General features: G+C 67.7%; 19 protein-coding genes and 1 tRNA gene. 13 read left to right on the forward strand and 7 right to left on the reverse strand.

The window, feature by feature from the left end:
* The first annotated feature begins 9 nt into the window (after positions 1-9).
* The 7 genes from OG444_RS10800 to OG444_RS10830 all read left to right on the forward strand — a co-directional run bounded on the left by OG444_RS10800 (position 10) and on the right by OG444_RS10830 (position 7,518).
* Positions 10-516, forward strand: coding sequence for a PaaI family thioesterase (locus OG444_RS10800; protein ID WP_327261953.1), 507 nt, complete (start codon positions 10-12; stop codon positions 514-516).
* Between the two features lie 257 nt (positions 517-773).
* Positions 774-1,175, forward strand: a complete 402-nt coding sequence (locus OG444_RS10805; protein ID WP_327261954.1) for a hypothetical protein — start codon at positions 774-776, stop codon at positions 1,173-1,175.
* Positions 1,176-1,718: 543 nt separating this feature from the next.
* On the forward strand, positions 1,719-2,951 hold the full coding sequence (locus OG444_RS10810; protein WP_327261955.1) for a branched-chain amino acid ABC transporter substrate-binding protein: 1,233 nt from the start codon (positions 1,719-1,721) through the stop codon (positions 2,949-2,951).
* 109 nt (positions 2,952-3,060) lie between these two features.
* On the forward strand, positions 3,061-3,993 hold the full coding sequence (locus OG444_RS10815) for a branched-chain amino acid ABC transporter permease (RefSeq protein ID WP_327261956.1): 933 nt from the start codon (positions 3,061-3,063) through the stop codon (positions 3,991-3,993).
* 5 nt (positions 3,994-3,998) lie between these two features.
* Positions 3,999-5,720, forward strand: coding sequence for a branched-chain amino acid ABC transporter permease (locus OG444_RS10820; protein WP_327266728.1), 1,722 nt, complete (start codon positions 3,999-4,001; stop codon positions 5,718-5,720).
* Positions 5,721-5,725: 5 nt separating this feature from the next.
* Positions 5,726-6,805, forward strand: a complete 1,080-nt coding sequence (locus tag OG444_RS10825) for an ABC transporter ATP-binding protein (protein WP_327266729.1) — start codon at positions 5,726-5,728, stop codon at positions 6,803-6,805.
* Positions 6,802-7,518, forward strand: coding sequence for an ABC transporter ATP-binding protein (locus OG444_RS10830; RefSeq protein WP_327261957.1), 717 nt, complete (start codon positions 6,802-6,804; stop codon positions 7,516-7,518). The genes OG444_RS10825 and OG444_RS10830 overlap by 4 nt, the downstream gene beginning before the upstream one ends.
* A gap of 69 nt (positions 7,519-7,587) precedes the next feature.
* On the opposite strand, the gene OG444_RS10835 is transcribed toward OG444_RS10830, so the two are convergent.
* Positions 7,588-8,241 (reverse strand): ANTAR domain-containing response regulator, encoded by a 654-nt coding sequence (locus tag OG444_RS10835; protein ID WP_030762326.1) that lies wholly within the window; start codon positions 8,239-8,241, stop codon positions 7,588-7,590.
* Positions 8,242-8,340: 99 nt separating this feature from the next.
* Between OG444_RS10835 and OG444_RS10840 the strand changes: the two genes are divergently transcribed.
* From OG444_RS10840 to OG444_RS10850, 3 genes are all read left to right on the forward strand, one after another.
* Positions 8,341-8,413: transfer RNA gene (locus tag OG444_RS10840), tRNA-Leu, on the forward strand.
* A 112-nt stretch (positions 8,414-8,525) separates the two neighbouring features.
* Positions 8,526-9,290 carry a helix-turn-helix domain-containing protein gene (locus OG444_RS10845; protein ID WP_327261958.1) on the forward strand — a complete coding sequence of 255 codons (765 nt, stop codon included), beginning with the start codon at positions 8,526-8,528 and terminating at the stop codon, positions 9,288-9,290.
* A gap of 40 nt (positions 9,291-9,330) precedes the next feature.
* Positions 9,331-9,750, forward strand: a complete 420-nt coding sequence (locus OG444_RS10850) for a hypothetical protein (RefSeq protein ID WP_327261959.1) — start codon at positions 9,331-9,333, stop codon at positions 9,748-9,750.
* An 11-nt stretch (positions 9,751-9,761) separates the two neighbouring features.
* Here OG444_RS10850 and OG444_RS10855 read toward each other — a convergent pair whose 3' ends face one another.
* The 4 genes from OG444_RS10855 to OG444_RS10870 form a co-directional block, all read right to left on the reverse strand.
* Positions 9,762-10,637: an IS5 family transposase gene (locus tag OG444_RS10855; RefSeq protein ID WP_327261960.1), complete on the reverse strand. Its 876-nt coding sequence runs from the start codon at positions 10,635-10,637 to the stop codon at positions 9,762-9,764.
* Between the two features lie 99 nt (positions 10,638-10,736).
* Positions 10,737-11,285 carry a DUF1062 domain-containing protein gene (locus OG444_RS10860; RefSeq protein ID WP_327261961.1) on the reverse strand — a complete coding sequence of 183 codons (549 nt, stop codon included), beginning with the start codon at positions 11,283-11,285 and terminating at the stop codon, positions 10,737-10,739.
* A gap of 426 nt (positions 11,286-11,711) precedes the next feature.
* Positions 11,712-12,152 carry a hypothetical protein gene (locus OG444_RS10865; RefSeq protein WP_327261962.1) on the reverse strand — a complete coding sequence of 147 codons (441 nt, stop codon included), beginning with the start codon at positions 12,150-12,152 and terminating at the stop codon, positions 11,712-11,714.
* A gap of 166 nt (positions 12,153-12,318) precedes the next feature.
* The gene (locus tag OG444_RS10870) at positions 12,319-12,774 is read right to left on the reverse strand and encodes a MarR family transcriptional regulator (RefSeq protein WP_327261963.1); all 456 of its coding nucleotides are present in this window, start codon (positions 12,772-12,774) and stop codon (positions 12,319-12,321) included.
* Between the two features lie 63 nt (positions 12,775-12,837).
* Between OG444_RS10870 and OG444_RS10875 the strand changes: the two genes are divergently transcribed.
* Positions 12,838-13,089 carry an EF-hand domain-containing protein gene (locus OG444_RS10875; protein WP_327261964.1) on the forward strand — a complete coding sequence of 84 codons (252 nt, stop codon included), beginning with the start codon at positions 12,838-12,840 and terminating at the stop codon, positions 13,087-13,089.
* Between the two features lie 67 nt (positions 13,090-13,156).
* Positions 13,157-13,678, forward strand: coding sequence for a chloramphenicol phosphotransferase CPT (gene cpt, locus OG444_RS10880; RefSeq protein WP_327266730.1), 522 nt, complete (start codon positions 13,157-13,159; stop codon positions 13,676-13,678).
* A 149-nt stretch (positions 13,679-13,827) separates the two neighbouring features.
* Here the strand turns inward: cpt and pyk are convergent, their stop codons facing one another.
* On the reverse strand, positions 13,828-15,255 hold the full coding sequence (gene pyk / locus OG444_RS10885; protein WP_327261965.1) for a pyruvate kinase: 1,428 nt from the start codon (positions 15,253-15,255) through the stop codon (positions 13,828-13,830).
* A gap of 145 nt (positions 15,256-15,400) precedes the next feature.
* A complete protein-coding gene (locus OG444_RS10890; protein WP_327261966.1) occupies positions 15,401-16,120 on the reverse strand; it encodes an SIMPL domain-containing protein in 720 nt (239 codons plus the stop codon).
* Positions 16,121-16,249: 129 nt separating this feature from the next.
* Here OG444_RS10890 and OG444_RS10895 point away from each other — a divergent pair, with 129 nt between their 5' ends.
* Positions 16,250-18,052, forward strand: coding sequence for a bifunctional metallophosphatase/5'-nucleotidase (locus OG444_RS10895; protein WP_327266731.1), 1,803 nt, complete (start codon positions 16,250-16,252; stop codon positions 18,050-18,052).
* Positions 18,053-18,218 lie beyond the last annotated feature (166 nt).

The raw sequence follows: 18,218 nt of genomic DNA on the forward strand, positions 1-18,218 counted from the left end.
AGCCTGACCATGGGCGAGCAGCACGCAGTGAAGTTCCCGCAGGAGGTCCTGGAGGAGTACGCGGCCCTCGGTATCGACCTGCCCTCACTGTTCTCGGCGGGGCACCTCGGCGAGCGGATGGACATCCGCATCCTGGAGGCCTCGGCCGACCGTGTCGTCGGCACCATGCCCGTCGAGGGCAACACCCAGCCGTACGGGCTGCTGCACGGCGGGGCCTCCGCCGTGCTGGCCGAGACCCTCGGCTCGGTCGGCGCCATGATGCACGGCGGCATCAACAAGATCGCCGTCGGCGTGGACCTGAACTGCACCCACCACCGGGGCGCCCGCAGCGGCATCGTCACCGGCGTCGCGACCCCCGTGCACCGCGGCCGATCGACGACCACCTTCGAGATCGTCATCACCGACGAGCAGGACAGGCGGATCTGCACCGCCCGCCTGACCTGCCTGCTGCGTGACGCCGGCCCGGCCGCCGTGGGCGCCACCGCCGGCGCCGGCGAGGCCCCGGCGGGGGCCTGACCCCGGCTCCCGGCCCGAGCTCCAGACCGCGGCTCCAGACCGCGGCTCCAGACCGCGACTTTCGGCCGCAGCACCACCCGACAGGCCCGGACCCCGCCCCCAGGGCGGCGGATCCGGGCCTGCGCGCGTTCCGGGATCCGGGCCCGCGCGCGTGCCCGGACGCCACCGCACCCGCCAACCGCCCGGAATCCGCCAGTCCGCACGCTACGCGGCGACATCTGTTGTTTCACCGATCGTGACCGCCTACCGTCCCACCCATGGGGACCATGCCACGCACGGCCCGGTACGCCGCCCACATCCTCCTCGCGGCGCTCGCCCTGTCCGGATGCTCTCCCTCCGCACCACCCCCCGCGGAGGGCTCCGGGAGCCCCTCCACCACCGCCCCTCCCTCGCCCGTACAGGTGTGCACGACCCTCGTGTCCTACTGGGCGAAGGAGACCCTCATGGGCACCAAATGGTCCGGTCTCGACTGGGAACAGAAGGGCCTGTCCAACGGCCAGTACGCGATCCACGAGGACGCCGTGGCCGCAGGACGCACCGAGGAGCGAACTGCCGGGCGGAGCAAGGCACTTGAGCTGATCGACCGGTTCGTCGCGCAGCGCTGCGCCGAACAGGGCGGCGCGACCGCCAGTTCGGAGAACTGGCGGTCGCCGACGTGACCGGCATCACCGCATTCCCGAGCCCGCTGTCCGGCTTCCGGGCAGATGCCCCTGCACCACCGAACCGCAGGTGGGGGGCCATGCCGCCTTCGGGACAAGATCCATTCGATTACAAAAGCAACCTCTTGACCGTCACCCTCCGTAATGCCCATGAGGGCCTTAATCCGCCTTTTCCCTTAAGAAAGGCCACTCGGAGGATTCCTTTGAGCACGCGCAGCCACATTCGGCCGAAAATGATCTAAGACAGGTGCATGGAGGCCTCAAGCCCCTTAGAAGAACAGGTAATTCTCAGGATGCGGACACCCACCAAGGTAAGAAAACGTCCGATTTGTCCACACTCCCGCCACACATTCTTGGCCTTGGCATAACAAGAGCGTCACATCCTCCTTTCCCTGCTCCCCGTGCTCGCCACCTCGGGCCTAGAGTCACGGCCAGTCACCGCGCCGCAGGGCGCGAATCAGCACGGCCGTGGACCTCCCAGTGCGGCCCGGCGACCTAACGGCACCTCTCCACGAGAGAGCCGCGCCAGGGAAAGGAAGAATCGTGCGACACCGTTCTTTGCTCGTCCTCACCACCGTGATCACCACGGGAGCACTGACCCTCACCGCTTGCGGATCGCGCGACGGAGACTCCAAGGACAACGGCGGCGGCAAGAAGACCGTCGTCGTCATCGGCGTGGACGCCCCGCTCACCGGCTCGCTCTCCGCGCTCGGTCAGGGCATCAAGAACTCCGTCGACCTCGCGGCCAAGACGGCCAACAAGAACAACGAGGTCCCGGGCATCGAGTTCAAGGTCGAGGCCCTCGACGACCAGGCGGTCCCCGCCTCCGGTCAGGCCAACGCCACCAAGCTCGTCGGCAACAAGGACGTCCTCGGCGTCGTCGGCCCGCTGAACTCCGGCGTCGCCCAGCAGATGCAGGGCGTCTTCAACTCCGCCAACCTGGCGCAGGTCTCCCCCGCCAACACCAACCCCGCGCTCAGCCAGGGCGACAACTGGGGCAAGGGCGAGTTCAAGCGCGGCTTCAAGACCTACTTCCGCACCGCCGCCACCGACGTGGTCCAGGGCAAGTTCGCCGCCCAGTACCTCTTCAAGGACGCCGGCAAGAAGAAGGTCTTCATCGTCGACGACAAGCAGACCTACGGCGCCGGCCTCGCGGCGATCTTCGCCGACGAGTTCAAGAAGCTCGGCGGCGAGGTCGCCGGCACCGACCACGTCACCGTGAAGGAGACCGACTTCTCCTCCACCGCCGACAAGGTCAAGACCTCCGGCGCCGACTCCGTCTACTTCGGCGGCCAGTACCCCGAGGGCGGCCTGCTCGCCGACCAGATCAAGAAGACCGGCGCCAACGTCCCCCTCATGGGCGGCGACGGCATCCAGGACCCCGCCTTCATCAGCGCCTCCGGTGAGGCCAACGAGGGCGACCTGGCCACCTCCATCGGCTACCCGGTCGAGAAGCTGGACACGGCCAAGAAGTTCATCGAGGACTACAAGACCGAGGGCTACAAGGACCCGTACGCCGCCTACGGTGGCTACTCCTACGACGCCGGCTGGGCCGTCATCCAGGCCGTCAAGGCCGTCGCCGCCGCCAACAGCGGCAAGCTGCCCACCGACGCCCGCGCCAAGGTCGTCGAGGCGCTCGGCAAGGTCTCCTTCGAGGGCGTGACCGGCAAGGTCGCCTTCGACGAGTACGGCGACACCACCAACAAGCAGCTCACGGTCTACAAGGTCGAGGGCGGCAAGTGGGTCGACGTCAAGAGCGACACCTTCAACCAGTAAGCCCGTAGTCCCCAGCACCACCCGTAACACCTGAAACATCCGCCGCGCGAGGGCGCAAACAGCGCCCTCGCGCGGAGTCTTATCCGACACGCTCATCGGAGGCCCTGCGGTGCACGAACTGCCGCAACAGCTGGCCAACGGCCTGGCCCTCGGTGCTCTCTATGGTCTCATCGCCATCGGGTACACCATGGTCTACGGCATCGTCCAGCTCATCAACTTCGCCCACGGCGAGATCTTCATGATCGGCGGCTTCGGCGCGCTCACCGCCTACGCCATCCTCCCGACCGGCACCTCCCTGCTGATCGCGATACCCGTCATGATCGTCGGCGGCGCCATCTGCTCCGTCGCCGTGGCATGCGCAGCCGAACGCTTCGCCTACCGCCCCCTGCGCAGCGCCCCCCGGCTCGCACCCCTCATCACCGCAATCGGCCTCTCGATCGCGCTCCAGCAGCTCGTCTGGCAGTTCTACCCGGACGCCAAGAAGGCCGTCAGCTTCCCCGAGTTCAAGGGCGCAGCCTTCAAGATCACCGACAGCCTGGCGATCCAGCGCGCGGACCTCTTCGTCCTCATCCTCGCCCCGCTCTGCATGCTCGCCCTCGGCGTCTTCGTCCAGAAGAGCCGCAGCGGCCGCGCCATGCAGGCCACCGCGCAGGACCCCGACACCGCGAAGCTGATGGGCATCAACACCGACCGCATCATCGTCATGGCCTTCGCCATCGGTGCCGCGTTCGCAGCCGTCGCCGCGGTCGCCTACGGCCTCGACAAGGGCCAGATCAACTTCGAGATGGGCTTCATCCTCGGCCTCAAGGCCTTCACCGCAGCCGTCCTCGGCGGCATCGGCAACATCTACGGAGCCATGGTCGGCGGCGTCGTCCTCGGCCTCGCCGAAGCCCTCTCGATCGCCTACATCGAAGAGATCCCCGGCATGTCGCAGCTCGGCGGTGGAGCCTGGTCCAACGTCTGGGCGTTCGTACTCCTCATCGTCGTCCTCCTCGTGCGGCCACAAGGCCTGCTCGGCGAGCGCGTCGCGGATCGGGCGTGAGAACCATGACCACCAACACCACCCCCCAGACCGCCACGGTGAAGCAGGGCCCCGCGCCCGCCACGCTCCTGTACGCGATCATCGGCGGCAGCCTCCTCACCATCATCAGCGCCTTCCTGGCCTGGACCTGGACCGACGAGTTCCCCGGCGACCTGACCTACTACGGCAGCCCCGCCGACCTCCAGTACGTCACCCTCGCCGGAGCCGCCCTCACCCTCGCCTTCGCGCTCTCCGCGCTCGGCGTCAAGGGCTTCCGCTGGCTCACCCCCGCCGGCTCCCGCAAGGCCATCTTCTTCCTCACCCTCGGCAATCTCCTCGCCACCTGGTTCACGGTCATCTCCATCACCGTCGTCCTCGGCGGCGTCGTGAACCTGGACCCGGGTGCCTACGTGGCCCTCGTCGGCACGATCATCCCGGTCCTCGCCGCGAACAAGCTCCCCGACGACACCCGCAAGGCGGCCCCCGCCAAGCAGCTGCCCTCCTGGGCCGAGATCCTCGTCGTCACCGGCGTCTTCGCCCTCGGCCTCTTCGTCATCACCTTCGGCATCGACACCGATGACAAGGAACCGCAGCTCTTCGTCGCCTACCTGCTCACCGTCGGCCTCGTCGGCCTCGCACTGAACAAGGCCGGCCTCTTCGCCCGCCTCGCAGGCATCACCGCCAAGCACCGCCAGGTCACCCTCATCGGAACCGCGGCCGCAGCGATCGCCTTCCCGTTCATCCAGCAGAGCGGCGACACCTACACGCTCATCGCGGTCAACATCCTGATCTTCGCGACCGTCGCCCTCGGCCTCAACGTCGTCGTCGGCCTCGCCGGCCTCCTCGACCTCGGCTACGTCGCCTTCCTCGGCGTCGGCGCCTACGCCGCGGCCCTGGTCTCCGGAAGCACCGCATCCGCCTTCGGCATCCACCTCCCCTTCTGGGCAGCGGTCATCGTCGGCGCCCTCGCCTCGCTCATCTTCGGCGTGGTCATCGGAGCCCCGACCCTGCGCCTGCGCGGCGACTACCTCGCCATCGTCACCCTCGGCTTCGGAGAAATCTTCCGCATCGCCATGGGTAACCTCGACGGCACCTCCGGCCCGGACATCACCAACGGCCCCAACGGCATCCCCAACATCCCCCACCTCGAAATCTTCGGGTGGAACTTCGGGGAGTCCCACATCGTCGGCGGCATCACCCTCGGCGCCTACGCCAACTACTACTTCCTGATGCTGCTCGTCATGGCACTGGTCGTCGTGGTCTTCGCCCGAGCCGGCAGCAGCCGCATCGGCCGCGCCTGGGTCGCCATCCGCGAGGACGAGACCGCCGCCGAAGCCATGGGCATCAACGGCTTCAAGGTCAAGCTCATCGCCTTCGCCCTCGGCGCCACCCTCGCCGGCCTCGCCGGCACCGTCCAGGCACACGTCAACAGCACCGTGGTCCCCGAGAACTACGTCTTCGCCGGGCCCGTCCCGCCGAACTCCGCGTTCCTCCTCGCCGCAGTCATCCTCGGCGGCATGGGCACCATCCGCGGCCCCATCCTCGGCGCCGCACTCCTCTTCCTCATCCCGGCGAAGCTGGCCTTCCTCCAGGACTACCAGCTCCTCGCCTTCGGCATCGCCCTCATCCTGCTCATGCGCTTCCGCCCCGAAGGCCTCATCGCCAACAAGCGCGCGCAGCTCGAGTACCACGACGACACCGCTGACCAGGCCCCCGCGGACCTGGCCACCGCCAAGGCGGGGGCGTGAACACCATGACGACCACCACGGACACCACCACCAAGACCACGGTTCTCGAAGCCAAGGGCGTCACCATGCGCTTCGGCGGCCTCACCGCCGTCAAGAGCGTCGACCTCCAGGTCAACGCCGGCGAGATCGTCGGACTCATCGGCCCCAACGGCGCCGGCAAGACCACCTTCTTCAACTGCCTCACCGGGCTGTACGTCCCCACCGAGGGCTCCGTCAGCTACAAGGGCACGGTCCTGCCTCCCAAGCCCCACAAGGTCACCGAGGCCGGCATCGCCCGCACCTTCCAGAACATCCGGCTCTTCCACAACATGACCGTGCTGGAGAACGTCCTCGTCGGACGCCACACCCGCACCAAGGAAGGCCTCTGGTCCGCCCTGCTCCGCGGCCCCGGCTTCAAGAAGGCCGAAGCCGCCAGCGAAGCGCGCGCCATGGAACTCCTCGAGTTCATCGGGCTGGAGAACAAGGCCCAGCACCTGGCCAAGAACCTCCCCTACGGCGAACAGCGCAAGCTGGAAATCGCCCGCGCCCTCGCCAGCGACCCCGGCCTCATCCTCCTGGACGAGCCCACCGCCGGCATGAACCCGCAGGAAACCCGCGCTGCCGAAGAACTCATCTTCGCCATCCGCGACATGGGCATCGCCGTCCTCGTCATCGAGCACGACATGCGCTTCATCTTCAACCTCTGCGACCGCGTCGCCTGCCTCGTCCAGGGCGAAAAGCTCATCGAGGGCACCGCGTCCGAGGTCCAGGGCGACGAGCGCGTCATCGCCGCCTACCTCGGCGAGCCCTTCGAGGGCGACCCGGGCGCCGCCGAGGACGCCGCGGTCGAGGCCGCGGAAGCCGCAGCCGAAGAGGCCGCCGCAGCCGACGCCGACGCCGAGACGGAGGCCGAGGCGGAAGCCGAAGCCACCGCCGAGACCGAAGCCGAAGCCGAAGCGGAGCCCGACTCCGACACGGCCACCGAGACCGACGCGGACACCGAGGCAGAGGCGGACGCCGACGGCGCCACCGACGCCCCGGCCGACACCGACGCCGACTCGGACAGCACCACCAGCACCACCAGCACGGAAGGAGAGGCCAAGTGACCGCACTGCTCAAGGTCGAAGACCTCAAGGTCGCCTACGGCAAGATCGAAGCCGTCAAGGGAATCTCCTTCGAGGTCAACGAAGGCGAAATCGTCTGCCTCGTCGGCACCAACGGCGCCGGCAAGACGACCACCCTCCGCACCCTCTCCGGGCTCATCAAGCCCAAGAGCGGCACCATCACCTTCGACGGCCAGCCCCTGGCCGCCGTACCGGCACACAAGATCGTCTCCCTGGGCCTCGCCCACTCCCCCGAGGGACGCCACATCTTCCCCCGGCTGACGATCGCCGAAAACCTCCAGCTCGGCGCCTTCCTGCGCACCGACAAGGAGGGCATCGAGGCGGATGTCCAGCGCGCCTACGAGATGTTCCCCATCCTGGGTGAGCGTCGCAAGCAGGCCGCCGGCACCCTCTCGGGCGGCGAGCAGCAGATGCTCGCCATGGGCCGCGCGCTCATGTCCCGCCCCAAGCTCCTGATGCTCGACGAGCCCTCCATGGGCCTGTCCCCGCTGATGATGCAGAAGATCATGGCGACCATCAAGGAACTCAAGGCCACGGGCATGACCATCCTGCTCGTCGAGCAGAACGCCCAGGCGGCGCTCTCGCTCTCCGACAGCGCGCACGTGATGGAGATCGGCAAGATCGTCCTCTCCGGCACCGGCCGCGACCTCCTCCACAACGAGGACGTCCGCAAGGCCTACCTCGGCGAAGACTGATCCGACGAACGTGTGAGGCCCGCCTCCCCTCGGGGGGAGGCGGGCCTCACGCATGTCCGGGGGCGGCCGCTACTTGCCGCTCTCCTTCTTCTTCGCCTCGGCGTCCTCGATGACGACCTCGGCGACCTGCTGCATGGACATCCGACGGTCCATGGACGACTTCTGGATCCACCGGAAGGCGGCCGGCTCCGTCAGCCCGTACTGCGTCTGCAGAATGCTCTTCGCGCGGTCCACCAGCTTGCGCGTCTCCAGCCGCTGGGAGAGGTCTTCGACCTCCTTCTCCAGCGCCCGCAGCTCCGCGAAGCGGGAGACGGCCATCTCGATGGCGGGCACCACGTCGCTCTTGCTGAACGGCTTCACGAGGTACGCCATCGCGCCGGCGTCCCGGGCCCGCTCGACGAGGTCGCGCTGCGAGAAGGCGGTGAGCATGAGCACGGGCGCGATGGACTCCTCCGCGATCTTCTCGGCGGCGGAGATCCCGTCCAGGACGGGCATCTTCACGTCCAGGATCACCAGATCGGGACGGTGCTCGCGCGCGAGCTCGACGGCCGTCTGCCCGTCGCCGGCCTCGCCGACGACGGAGTAGCCCTCTTCCTCGAGCATCTCCTTGAGATCGAGACGGATGAGCGCCTCGTCCTCGGCGATGACGACCCGGGTCGTCAGCGGCGGAACGTGCGACTGGTCGGCGTCGGGCGTGGGCGTCGACTCGTGCTCGGCGGTCACGGATGCTCCTCGGTGCAAGGCGGTTAAGCTCCCACGAGCCTACCTAGCTCCTGTATGTTTGTGGCACGGAGGGTCTTAGGTATCCTTCGTTTCGAAGGGGCCCCGGTAGCCCAGCGGTAGAGGCGATGGATTCAAAACCCATTCAGCGTCGGTTCGAATCCGACCCGGGGTACTTCTCCTTCATTTTCAAGGTCGCCAAGCGAATTTCTCGATCTTCACTCGTCACAGTGAACGAACCTTCGAATTACGACCAACCGGGCGAATAGCGACGAGGCTGCTGCCTCGTGGAGCACAATCCCGCGATACGCGAAGAAGCAGTCCTGCTGTTGCGCCGAGGCGTGACCAATCGAGTGGTGGCCGAGAGTCTCGGCGTGCCCCGCGGAACTGTCGGCTGGTGGCGACACCAGGACCGGAAGATCCGCGGCGAGACCTACGAGCCGCCCACCGACTGCCCGAGATGCACCGGGCTCGACGTCGACCGGCCCGCCTACGCCTATCTCCTCGGCCTCTACCTCGGCGACGGCCACATCATCTCGAAGTACAAGCAGCATCACCTGTCCATCTTCTGCGACGCCACCTGGGTGGGCCTCATCGACGCCGCCGAGGAAGCGATGCACCTTGTGATGCGGATCCCCAGCGTGAGTCGTCGACAGCGACAGGGGTGCGTTGAGGTGCAGTCCCACTCGACCCATTGGACCTGCCTGTTTCCGCAGCACGGGCCCGGCAAGAAGCACGAGCGGCGGATCGTGCTCGAGGGCTGGCAGCAGGAGATCGTGGATGTGCATCCGTGGGAGTTCCTGCGGGGGCTGATCCACTCCGACGGGTGTCGGGTCACCAACTGGACCGTGCGCAACGGCAAGCGGTACGAGTACCCGCGGTACTTTTTCACCAACAAGTCCGACGACATCCGTCGGCTCTGCACGGACACGCTCACCGCGGTCGGGGTCCAGTGGACCGTTCTGGCTCGGGGCAGTGATCCGTTCAATGTGTCCGTCGCGCGCAAGGCGTCCGTCGCGTTGATGGACGCCCACATCGGGCCGAAGTACTAGGCCGTGTATCGGAAGTGAACCGTGTGCATAGGGTGTCGGCATGTCACTGGGTCACATAGTCCTCTCGTCGGGTCGTTCGATCCGGCTCACCGAGCTACGGATGTCTTCGACCTACGGCGGGATGCTGGAGGGCTACCCGTGCAAGCGCATCAACGACCGGAAGGTCAGCTGGCTCCAGCGGCAGGCCGAGCACGCATTTCCCTCCAGGCCGGTCCATCTTGTTCCGCCCTCGCGCGAGTACCCGGACGAGACCGCCGGCGCTTTCGGTCCCGTTGAGGTGCTGCCTTCAGTGGCCTGCATCGGTGTCTTCGACTCCACGGCGCTCGACCCGACAATGAACGGTTCCTCCCTCGTCGTCGCCTGGTTCCAGCCAGCACCGGAGGTACCGGCGGGCGAGGATGCTGATCACGCGCTTCACGGCATTCACTGGGAGGAGCTGGCCCAGGACTACGAGCTGTAGCAGCGTGCTGGTCACAGCCACTCGTTGACGGCCGCGACGAGGACAGTGGCTTCAAAGCAGACCGCGAGCTTGTCGTAGCGGGTGGCCACGGCCCGGTGGCGCTTGAGGCGGTTGATTCCGCACTCGACCGCGTGACGCTTGCGGTAGTCGACCGGATCGAATTGCGGCGGTCGGCCACCGCGGGAGCCTCGCTTATGACGGTTGCGGACCTGGTCGACCTTGTCCGGGATGGTGCAGCGGATCCCCCGGCGGCGCAGGTAAGCGCGGTTGTTGCGGGAAGCGTACGCCGTGTCGGCCCGCACGCGATCGGGGCGGACGCGCGGCCGCCCCGGCCCGAGGCGGGGCACGCGGACTTTCTCCAGCACCGGTTCGAACTGCGGTGAGTCGCCGCGCTGCCCTGCGGTCACCACGATCGACATGGGTTTCTGACCCTGCTCGACGGCCAGGTGCAGCTTGGTGGTGAACCCGCCGCGTGAGCGTCCCAGCCCGTGATCGACCGGCTCGGTGAAGACGCCGCCCGGCGGTTTCTTCTGCAGGTCACCCTGTCTGCGGGCCCCGGCCGCGTGCTGGTGGGCGCGGCACACCGTGGAGTCGACGCTCAGGTCCCACACGATCGCACCCTTCGCGTCGGCCAGGGACTGGAGCCGGGTGAAAACCCGGTGCCAGGTGCCGTCCCGTTGCCACCGGCGGAACAGGTCGTAGACCCGTCCCCACGGCCCGTACTCGACAGGCACGTCCCGCCATGGCACACCGGTACGGACACGGAACCGTATGCCGTCGATCAGCTGCCGCCGGGGCCAGACGGGCGGCCGCCCCGCCTTCGTCCCCTTCGGCAACAACTGCTCCAGCACCGCCCACTGCTCGTCCGTGAGATCTCCCCGCCCCATGAACCGTGATCATCCATCGGTCAAGATCCACTTTCGATACACGCCCTAGGGGCCTGTCCGGTGGATCCTGCCGGACAGGCCCCCGGTCCCGAGGTGGGCTCAGCGCTTGAGCGTGAAGGTGAAGTCGCCGGAGAGCTTGACGCTCAGCCGGACTGCCGAAACGAGTTTGCCCTCCGTTATCAGCCTCTCGACCTCGGCCCGCGAAAGACCGAACCCTTCAGCGATCAGTCGCACAGGACGGACGGGGATCCGCGCCGCGAAGCGGACCGAGACGTCGATCACCTCCCGGTCCAGGTGATCCGATGCGCCGGTGTCGAGGCGCCAGGCGTTGTTCCAGTCGACGGCTATGCGATTGCGGCGCCGTACCACTGGATCCTGGAGCAACTCAGCGGCCAGGTCGGGGTCGTTGTCATGCATCCGGTCCAGCAGCTCAGGTCGTACGGAGCGCACGTTCACCCGCTCCAGGACCGTGAGCTTCGCCGTGTCCCCGCAAGCGGTGCAGAGCACGAGGAGCCAGGCGTCGAGGAGCTTGTGGTTCGCGTTGACGCGGAATTTGCCGTTCGCCCGGAAGCGGTCGGATGCGCACGCGGGGCAACGGCGGAGAACGGTCGGCAGGCAGGTGGGCATGACCACCCAGTCATTGAGCACAGAAGTACACCGGTTTCAGTGAGAAGTCCGCAGCAAAAAGCAGCGCGGCGCACAGGCGCGACGCGCGACAGATCAGCACTCGGGAGGTCTCACAGGGTGTACAACGGCACGTCCTTGCCCAGACGACTTGACTCGGCAGCACGGTAATGGCGCGCAGCGGCGCTGCTCCACTGGTTTTCGAGCGCCTCACCGCGAGGTACTGCCCGGTGGATCATGGACGGAGCCAGAGCCGGAGCCGGAGCCGGATCGCCGCGACGGTGACGGTGCCGTGGTGGGTCGGCCCCGGAGTGAAGAGCAGGCCGGGCGGGCGGCGTTCGGCTTGGCCGGCGAGGTGGATTCTGGTGGTCAGCCCGCCGCGCGGGTGGGTGATCCGACTCGGTCCGTGTGGTCCTCGGCATCCGGGGCGGTCTGAGCAGCGCCCTGGGTTCAGAGGTGGGTGGTGGTTCCGGTGGCCGGGTCGTAGGTGATCAGGGGTGGCAGCTGGTGGTGGCCGGTGACGGTCTCGGCGGTGAGGACGGCGGGGCTGGCGCAGGCCGTGCCCAGTTCGGTCAGGAAGCGCAGGACGTCGGTGACGTGGTCCGCGTCCTCGATGCTGTCGGGCCAGAGGGAGAATTCGATCCCGTCGACGGGCAGGTGGGCCGTGAACCAGGTGCGGCCGCAGCGGACGGCGAGGCTTGCGCTGTAGCCGTCTTCGATGGAGTCGATGGGGTTGCCGGTGTCGTGCGGGCCGATGTCCTGTCCCTCGGCGCCGTCGTACCAGGTGAGCTGGTCGGCGGCGCCGCGGAAGTGGTGCAGGACCTGTTGCCAGTGCGTGTCGTCGGTGTCGGTGACGGTGATGTCGCGGAGGCTTCCGTCGACGTAGAACACGTGGCACATCCACGGGTCGGGCAGCAGGCAGGGGCTTTGGCGGTGTTCGCATTCGTGCCCGGGTCCGGCGTGTGGCGGGTGTGGCGGGTGTGCCTGCGTGGTCATCCGGGCCGTCCCCGTGCGTGGTGGTCGTGGGGATCAAGTATGGCCTGTGGTTCTGCCGGTGTTACGGCAGGTCGCCGTTGCCGCCGAGGTTGGCGACGAGGCGGCGGAGGGTGTCGATCGTGGCCGCGTAGGTGGCGTCGTCTATGCCCTGGCGCATACGGGTGTGGACTGCGGCGTTGCGGTCGTGGGCTCGGATGCGGCCGGCTTCGCCGGTGTCGGTGAGGGTCAGGTGGTCGTCGGTCTCGGTGAGCCAGCCGCGGGCGGTGAGGTCGTCGTAGACGGTCTCGAAGTCGGTGTCCTGGTCGTCGAAGGGTGCCAGCTTTTCGGTGAGGGCCTTGCGGGTCCATTGGCCCTGGGCCCGGGCTATGTGGTTCAGGGTCCACCAGTGGGGCTGGGTGAGGTGTTCTTCGGCGAGGGCGGTGCGGAGGCCGCCGATGACCAGGTGGGCTGCTTCGCGGGTCCAGTAGCCGATCGGCTGGGCGGCGAGCTGTTCCTGGGAGTACTCCTTGGTCGTCATGGTGCGACCGTAGGACCTCAGGTTAGGTTGAGGTCAAGTGACTCTTCGGCAGGGGATTTCGTGATGAGTGAGAAGGCCCGGAAGTTGTTCGTCGCGCTCGATCTGAACGATGACGGTGAGCTGACGCGGGCGGAGGTGATTTCGGCTCTGCGGTCGAAGGCGCCGACGTTGGCGGCGCGGGGGGATCTGCCGTTCTGGGGTGTGGGGGATGCGGATGCGTCGTCGGCGCTGTTCGATGAGGCGGATGCGAACGGGGATGCGGTGTTGAGTTTCGAGGAGTTCGCCGTGGTGGTGGATCGGCGGTTCGGCTGGTAGTCGGGGGTGGCGAAAGTCGTTCCGGGGTGCGGGGGTGGGGTCCTACCGTGGCGTGGTGACGATTCGGATGATCATTCTCAATGGCGGTTCCAGCTCGGGTAAGTCGGGGATCGTGCGGTGTCTGCAGTCTGTGCTGCCGGATCCGTGGCTGGCGTTCGGGTGTGACGGGTTCGTGGATGCGTTGCCTGCGGGGATGCTGGCGTCGGACGAGGGGATCGTGTTCGGCGCGGATGGCGGGGTGAGCGTCGGGGTGGAGTTCCGGGTGCTGGAGGCGGCGTGGATGGAGGGGGTGGTGGCGATGGCCCGTGCGGGGGCGAGGGTCATCATCGATGACGTGTTTCTGGGTGGGGCGGCGTCGCAGGAGCGGTGGCGGCGGGCTCTGGGCGGGCTGGGTGTGCTGTGGGTGGGCGTCCGGTGCGAGGGTGCGGTGGCTGCGGGGCGTGAGGTGGCGCGGGGGGACCGGACGGTGGGGATGGCCGTGGCGCAGGCGGGTGTGGTGCATGAGGGGGTGCGCTACGACGTGGAGGTGGATACGACGCGTGCGGAGTCGATGGTGTGTGCGCGGGTCATCGCGGCGCACGTCGGCTGATGGTGGTCGCGCCGGCCGGTCCGGGGTGTGGGGGTTTTGGCGGGGGTGGGTGCGTCTGCCCCAGGCCGGTGGGGCCTGGGGGCGGGACGTGTGCGTTCAGGGGTGTCCTGGCGATGGGGCCGGGCCCGGCGGGATCGGCCGGACGCTCCCTAGCGGACCGGGTCGCCGATGTGGTGGATGCGGACGAGGTTGGTGGAGCCGGTGACGCCGGGGGGTGAGCCGGCGGTGATGACGACGGTGTCGCCGGGTACGCAGCGGCCGATGCGCAGGAGTTCTTCTTCGACTTGGGCGACCATGGCGTCGGTGGAGTCGACGTGGGGGCCGAGGAAGGTTTCTACGCCCCAGGTGAGGTTGAGTTGGGAGCGGGTGGCCTGGTCGGGGGTGAAGGCCAGGAGGGGGATGGGTGAGCGGTAGCGGGAGAGTCGGCGGACGGTGTCGCCGCTCTGGGTGAAGGCTACGAGGAATTTGGCGTCGAGGAAGTCGCCCATTTCGGCGGCGGCTCGAGCGACGGCTCCGCCTTGGGTGCGGGGCTTGTTGCGGTCGGTGAGGGGTGGGAGGCCCTTGGCGAGGATGTCTTCTTCGGCGGCTTCGACGATGCGGGACATGGTGCGGACGGTTTCGACGGGGTATTTGCCGACGCTGGTTTCGCCGGAGAGCATGACGGCGTCGGTGCCGTCGATGATGGCGTTGGCGACGTCGCTGGCTTCGGCGCGGGTGGGGCGGGAGTTGTCGATCATCGAGTCGAGCATCTGGGTGGCGACGATGACGGGTTTGGCGTTGCGCTTGGCGAGTTTGACGGCGCGCTTTTGGACGATGGGGACTTGTTCCAGGGGCATTTCGACGCCGAGGTCGCCGCGGGCGACCATGATGCCGTCGAAGGCGGCGACGATGTCGTCGATGTTTTCGACGGCTTGCGGCTTTTCGATCTTGGCGATGACGGGGAGGCGTCGGCCTTCTTCGTCCATGATGCGGTGGACGTCCTGGATGTCGTTGCCGCTGCGGACGAAGGAGAGGGCGATGACGTCGGCGCCGGTGCGCAGGGCCCAGCGGAGGTCTTCGATGTCTTTTTCGGAGAGTGCGGGGACGGAGACGGCTACTCCGGGGAGGTTGAGGCCTTTGTGGTCGGAGACCATGCCGCCTTCGATGACGCGGGTGTGGACGCGGGGGCCGTCGACTGCGGTGACTTCGAGGGTGACGCGGCCGTCGTCGACGAGGATGCGTTCGCCGGTGGTGACGTCGGCGGCGAGTCCCTTGTAGGTGGTGCCGCAGGTGTGGCGGTCGCCTTCGTGGTCTTCGACGGTGATGGTGAATTCGTCACCGCGTTCAAGGAGTACGGGTCCTTCGTGGAAGCGGCCGAGGCGGATCTTCGGGCCTTGAAGGTCGGCGAGGACGCCGACGCTGCGGCCGGTCTCGTCGGAGGCCTTGCGTACGCGCTGGTAGCGCTCCTCGTGTTCGGCGTAGGTGCCGTGGCTGAGGTTGAGGCGGGCGATGTCCATTCCGGCTTCGACCAGGGCTTTGATCTGGTCGTATGAGTCGGTTGCGGGGCCCAGGGTACATACGATTTTCGCTCGGCGCATGAGGCGAGCGTATTCCCCTACCTGTGGGTAGGTAATCGCTTCCGGGTGTCCACTCAACAACCTTTGAGCAAAAGCTTGTTGACAACTGTTGAATGTGCATGGGGGTGCTCTGATGAGCACCCCCGGGGCCGCTTTTTGTGGTTCTTCAGAGTTGCGGAGGGGTCATGGTGAAGCGGGCGTTCACCTGTGCGTAGACCGTCTGGCGCTGGGGTTCGAGGTCGAGGGGCGGGGGGCCTGCGTCCTCGGCGGCACTGAAGGCCATGGTGCGCATGCCTGCGCCGGGGGAGGCGGCGAAGGGGGCGGCGTTCTCGGCGCCGAGGTCGGCGAGTTCGACGAGAGCGGCGAGGCCGGCGCCGAGTGCTTCGGCGTATTCGCGGGCGCGCTGGACGGCTTCGAGTACGGCCTGCCGGCGTGCCTGTCCGTGGGCGGGCGAGGTGGGGCGCAGGGCCCACCAGGGGCCGTCGACCTGGGTGAGTTCGAGGTCGGCGAGGCGGGTGGTGAGTTCGCCGAGGGTGGTGAAGTCGTTCAGTTCGGCGGTGATGTGGACGCGGCCGTGGTAGGCGCGGATGCGTTCGGCGCGGCCGTGGCGGGTGAGTTCGGGGGTGATGGAGAAGGCGCCGGTTTCGAGTTTTTCGACGGGGTCGCCGTAGCTCTTGATGAGGTCGAGGACGGTGTTGTTGCGGCGGGTGAGGTCTTCGAGTGCGGTGCGGCGGTCGGTGCCGCGGGCGCTGACGGTGATGCCGATGCGGGCGATTTCGGGGTCGACTTCGATGCGGGCTTCGCCGCGGACCGCTACGCGGGGTACTTCGGGGGTTCCGTAGGGCTGGTGGGATGCGTGCGGGGTGTGCGCTGCGTCCTGGGTCATGGTTTCCACTGTCGCACTGTCGCTCGTACGGGCGTGGTCATCGGATCGAAACCTGTCGGGGGTGTTGCGTCTTGTTGCTGGTGGGCCAGAATCTACGCGCGTTGTTCACGCCTCAAAAGGGGAGATGGCATGGCGTTCGACCGTAGGACTTTTCTGGGAACCACGGCTGCGACGGGTGCGGCTGTGGCGTTGGCGGGGGCCACGAGCACCCCGGCCGCCGCGGCCCCGCAGGATGCGCAGGGGTCCGGGCCCCGGACGTACTCGTTCACGGTGATGGGTACGACCGATCTGCACGGGAATGTCTTCAACTGGGACTACTTCACGGATGCGGAGTTCGACGACAAGGCGCACAACGACGTCGGTCTGGCGAAGATCTCCACGCTGGTGGATCAGGTGCGGGCGGAGAAGGGGCGCCGCAACACGCTGCTGATCGACGCGGGTGACACGATCCAGGGCACGCAATTGTCGTACTACTACGCGAAGGTGGATCCGATCACCGCGCGGCGCGGTCCGGTGCACCCGATGGCGCAGGCGATGAACGCGATCGGTTATGACGCGGCGGCGCTGGGGAACCACGAGTTCAACTACGGGATACCGGTGCTGCGGAAGTTCGAGGAGCAGTGCGATTTCCCGCTGCTGGGGGCGAACGCGCTGGATGCGAAGACGCTGCGGCCGGCGTTCGCGCCGTACAGCATGCACAAGCTGCGCACGCCCTGCGGGCGGGACGTGAAGGTGGCGGTGCTGGGGCTGACGAACCCGGGTATCGCGCTCTGGGACAAGGCGAACGTGCAGGGGAAGATGACGTTCCCGGGGCTGGAGGAGCAGGCGGCGAAGTACGTGCCGAAGCTGCGGTCGATGGGCGCCGATGTGGTGATCGTGTCGGCGCATTCCGGTTCGAGCGGTACGTCCTCGTACGGGGACCAGTTGCCGTACGTCGAGAACGCGGCGGCGCTGGTGGCGGAGCAGGTGCCGGGGATCGACGCGATCCTGGTGGGGCACGCGCACACGGAGATCCCGGAGTACCGGGTGAAGAACAGGGCGACCGGCAAGGACGTGGTGCTGTCGGAGCCGCTGAAGTGGGGGCAGCGGCTGACGCTGTTCGACTTCGAGCTGACGTGGGCGAAGGGCCGCTGGTCGGTGGCGAAGGTCGCGGCGAAGGTGCTGAACTCGAACGCGGTCGCGGAGGACAAGAAGATCACGCGGCTGCTGTCGGACGAGCACCGCAAGGTGGTGGCGTACGTGAACCAGGTGATCGGGACGTCGACGCAGGCGATGTCGTCGGCGGAGGGGCCGGTCAAGGATGTCGCGATCATCGATCTGATCAACCACGTGCAGGCGGAGACGGTGAAGGGGGCGCTGGCCGGTTCGGAGTGGGCGGCGCTGCCGGTGCTGTCGCAGGCGTCGTGCTTCTCGCGGACGGCGGCGATTCCGGCGGGTCAGGTGACGATCCGGGACGCGGCGGGTCTGTATCCGTTCGAGAACACGATGGAGGCGCGGCTGCTGACGGGCGCGCAGTTGAAGGACTATCTGGAGTATTCGGCGCGGTACTTCGTGCGGACGGCGCCGGGTGATGCGGTGGATCCGGCGAAGCTGACGAACTCCGAGGGTGTGCCGGACTACAACTACGACGCGGTGTACGGGCTGGCGTACGACATCGACATCGCGCAGCCGGTGGGTTCGCGGATCACGGGGCTGTCGTTCCAGGGGAAGCCGGTGGATCCGGCGGCGCAGTTCGTGTTCGCGGTGAACAACTACCGGGCGTCCGGTGGCGGGAACTTCCCGCACGTGCCGCAGGCGAAGCAGCTGTGGGCGAACTCGGACGAGATCCGCAACACGATCATCCAGTGGGTGAAGGCGAAGGGGACGATCGACCCGGCGCAGTTCGCGTCGGTGGACTGGCGGCTGACGCGGGCCGGGGTTTCGGTGTTCTAGGTCCTGTCGTCGAAGGAGCGCCGGTGGGGCCCGTGGTGTCCGGCGCCGTGCATCGCAAGGCGGAGGGGCGCCCGAGTACTGGACGTACTTGGGCGCCCCGACAACGCGGCGAGGTGCGGTGCCGGGCGCCGTGGGCCAGGCGGGACTTCGACGACAGGGCCTTAGG

The organism is Streptomyces sp. NBC_01232 (genome assembly GCF_035989885.1).
Classification (GTDB): Bacteria; Actinomycetota; Actinomycetes; order Streptomycetales; family Streptomycetaceae; genus Streptomyces.

Coding starts and splice junctions, on each gene's coding strand:
- OG444_RS10800 (WP_327261953.1), top strand. CDS start 10: ATGGGCGAGCAGCACGCAGTGAAGTTCCCGCAGGAGGTCCTGGAGGAG.
- OG444_RS10805 (WP_327261954.1), top strand. CDS start 774: ATGGGGACCATGCCACGCACGGCCCGGTACGCCGCCCACATCCTCCTC.
- OG444_RS10820 (WP_327266728.1), top strand. CDS start 3,999: ATGACCACCAACACCACCCCCCAGACCGCCACGGTGAAGCAGGGCCCC.
- OG444_RS10825 (WP_327266729.1), top strand. CDS start 5,726: ATGACGACCACCACGGACACCACCACCAAGACCACGGTTCTCGAAGCC.
- OG444_RS10850 (WP_327261959.1), top strand. CDS start 9,331: ATGTCACTGGGTCACATAGTCCTCTCGTCGGGTCGTTCGATCCGGCTC.
- OG444_RS10855 (WP_327261960.1), bottom strand. CDS start 10,637: ATGGGGCGGGGAGATCTCACGGACGAGCAGTGGGCGGTGCTGGAGCAG.
- OG444_RS10870 (WP_327261963.1), bottom strand. CDS start 12,774: ATGACGACCAAGGAGTACTCCCAGGAACAGCTCGCCGCCCAGCCGATC.
- OG444_RS10875 (WP_327261964.1), top strand. CDS start 12,838: ATGAGTGAGAAGGCCCGGAAGTTGTTCGTCGCGCTCGATCTGAACGAT.
- cpt (WP_327266730.1), top strand. CDS start 13,157: ATGATCATTCTCAATGGCGGTTCCAGCTCGGGTAAGTCGGGGATCGTG.
- pyk (WP_327261965.1), bottom strand. CDS start 15,255: ATGCGCCGAGCGAAAATCGTATGTACCCTGGGCCCCGCAACCGACTCA.
- OG444_RS10890 (WP_327261966.1), bottom strand. CDS start 16,120: ATGACCCAGGACGCAGCGCACACCCCGCACGCATCCCACCAGCCCTAC.
- OG444_RS10895 (WP_327266731.1), top strand. CDS start 16,250: ATGGCGTTCGACCGTAGGACTTTTCTGGGAACCACGGCTGCGACGGGT.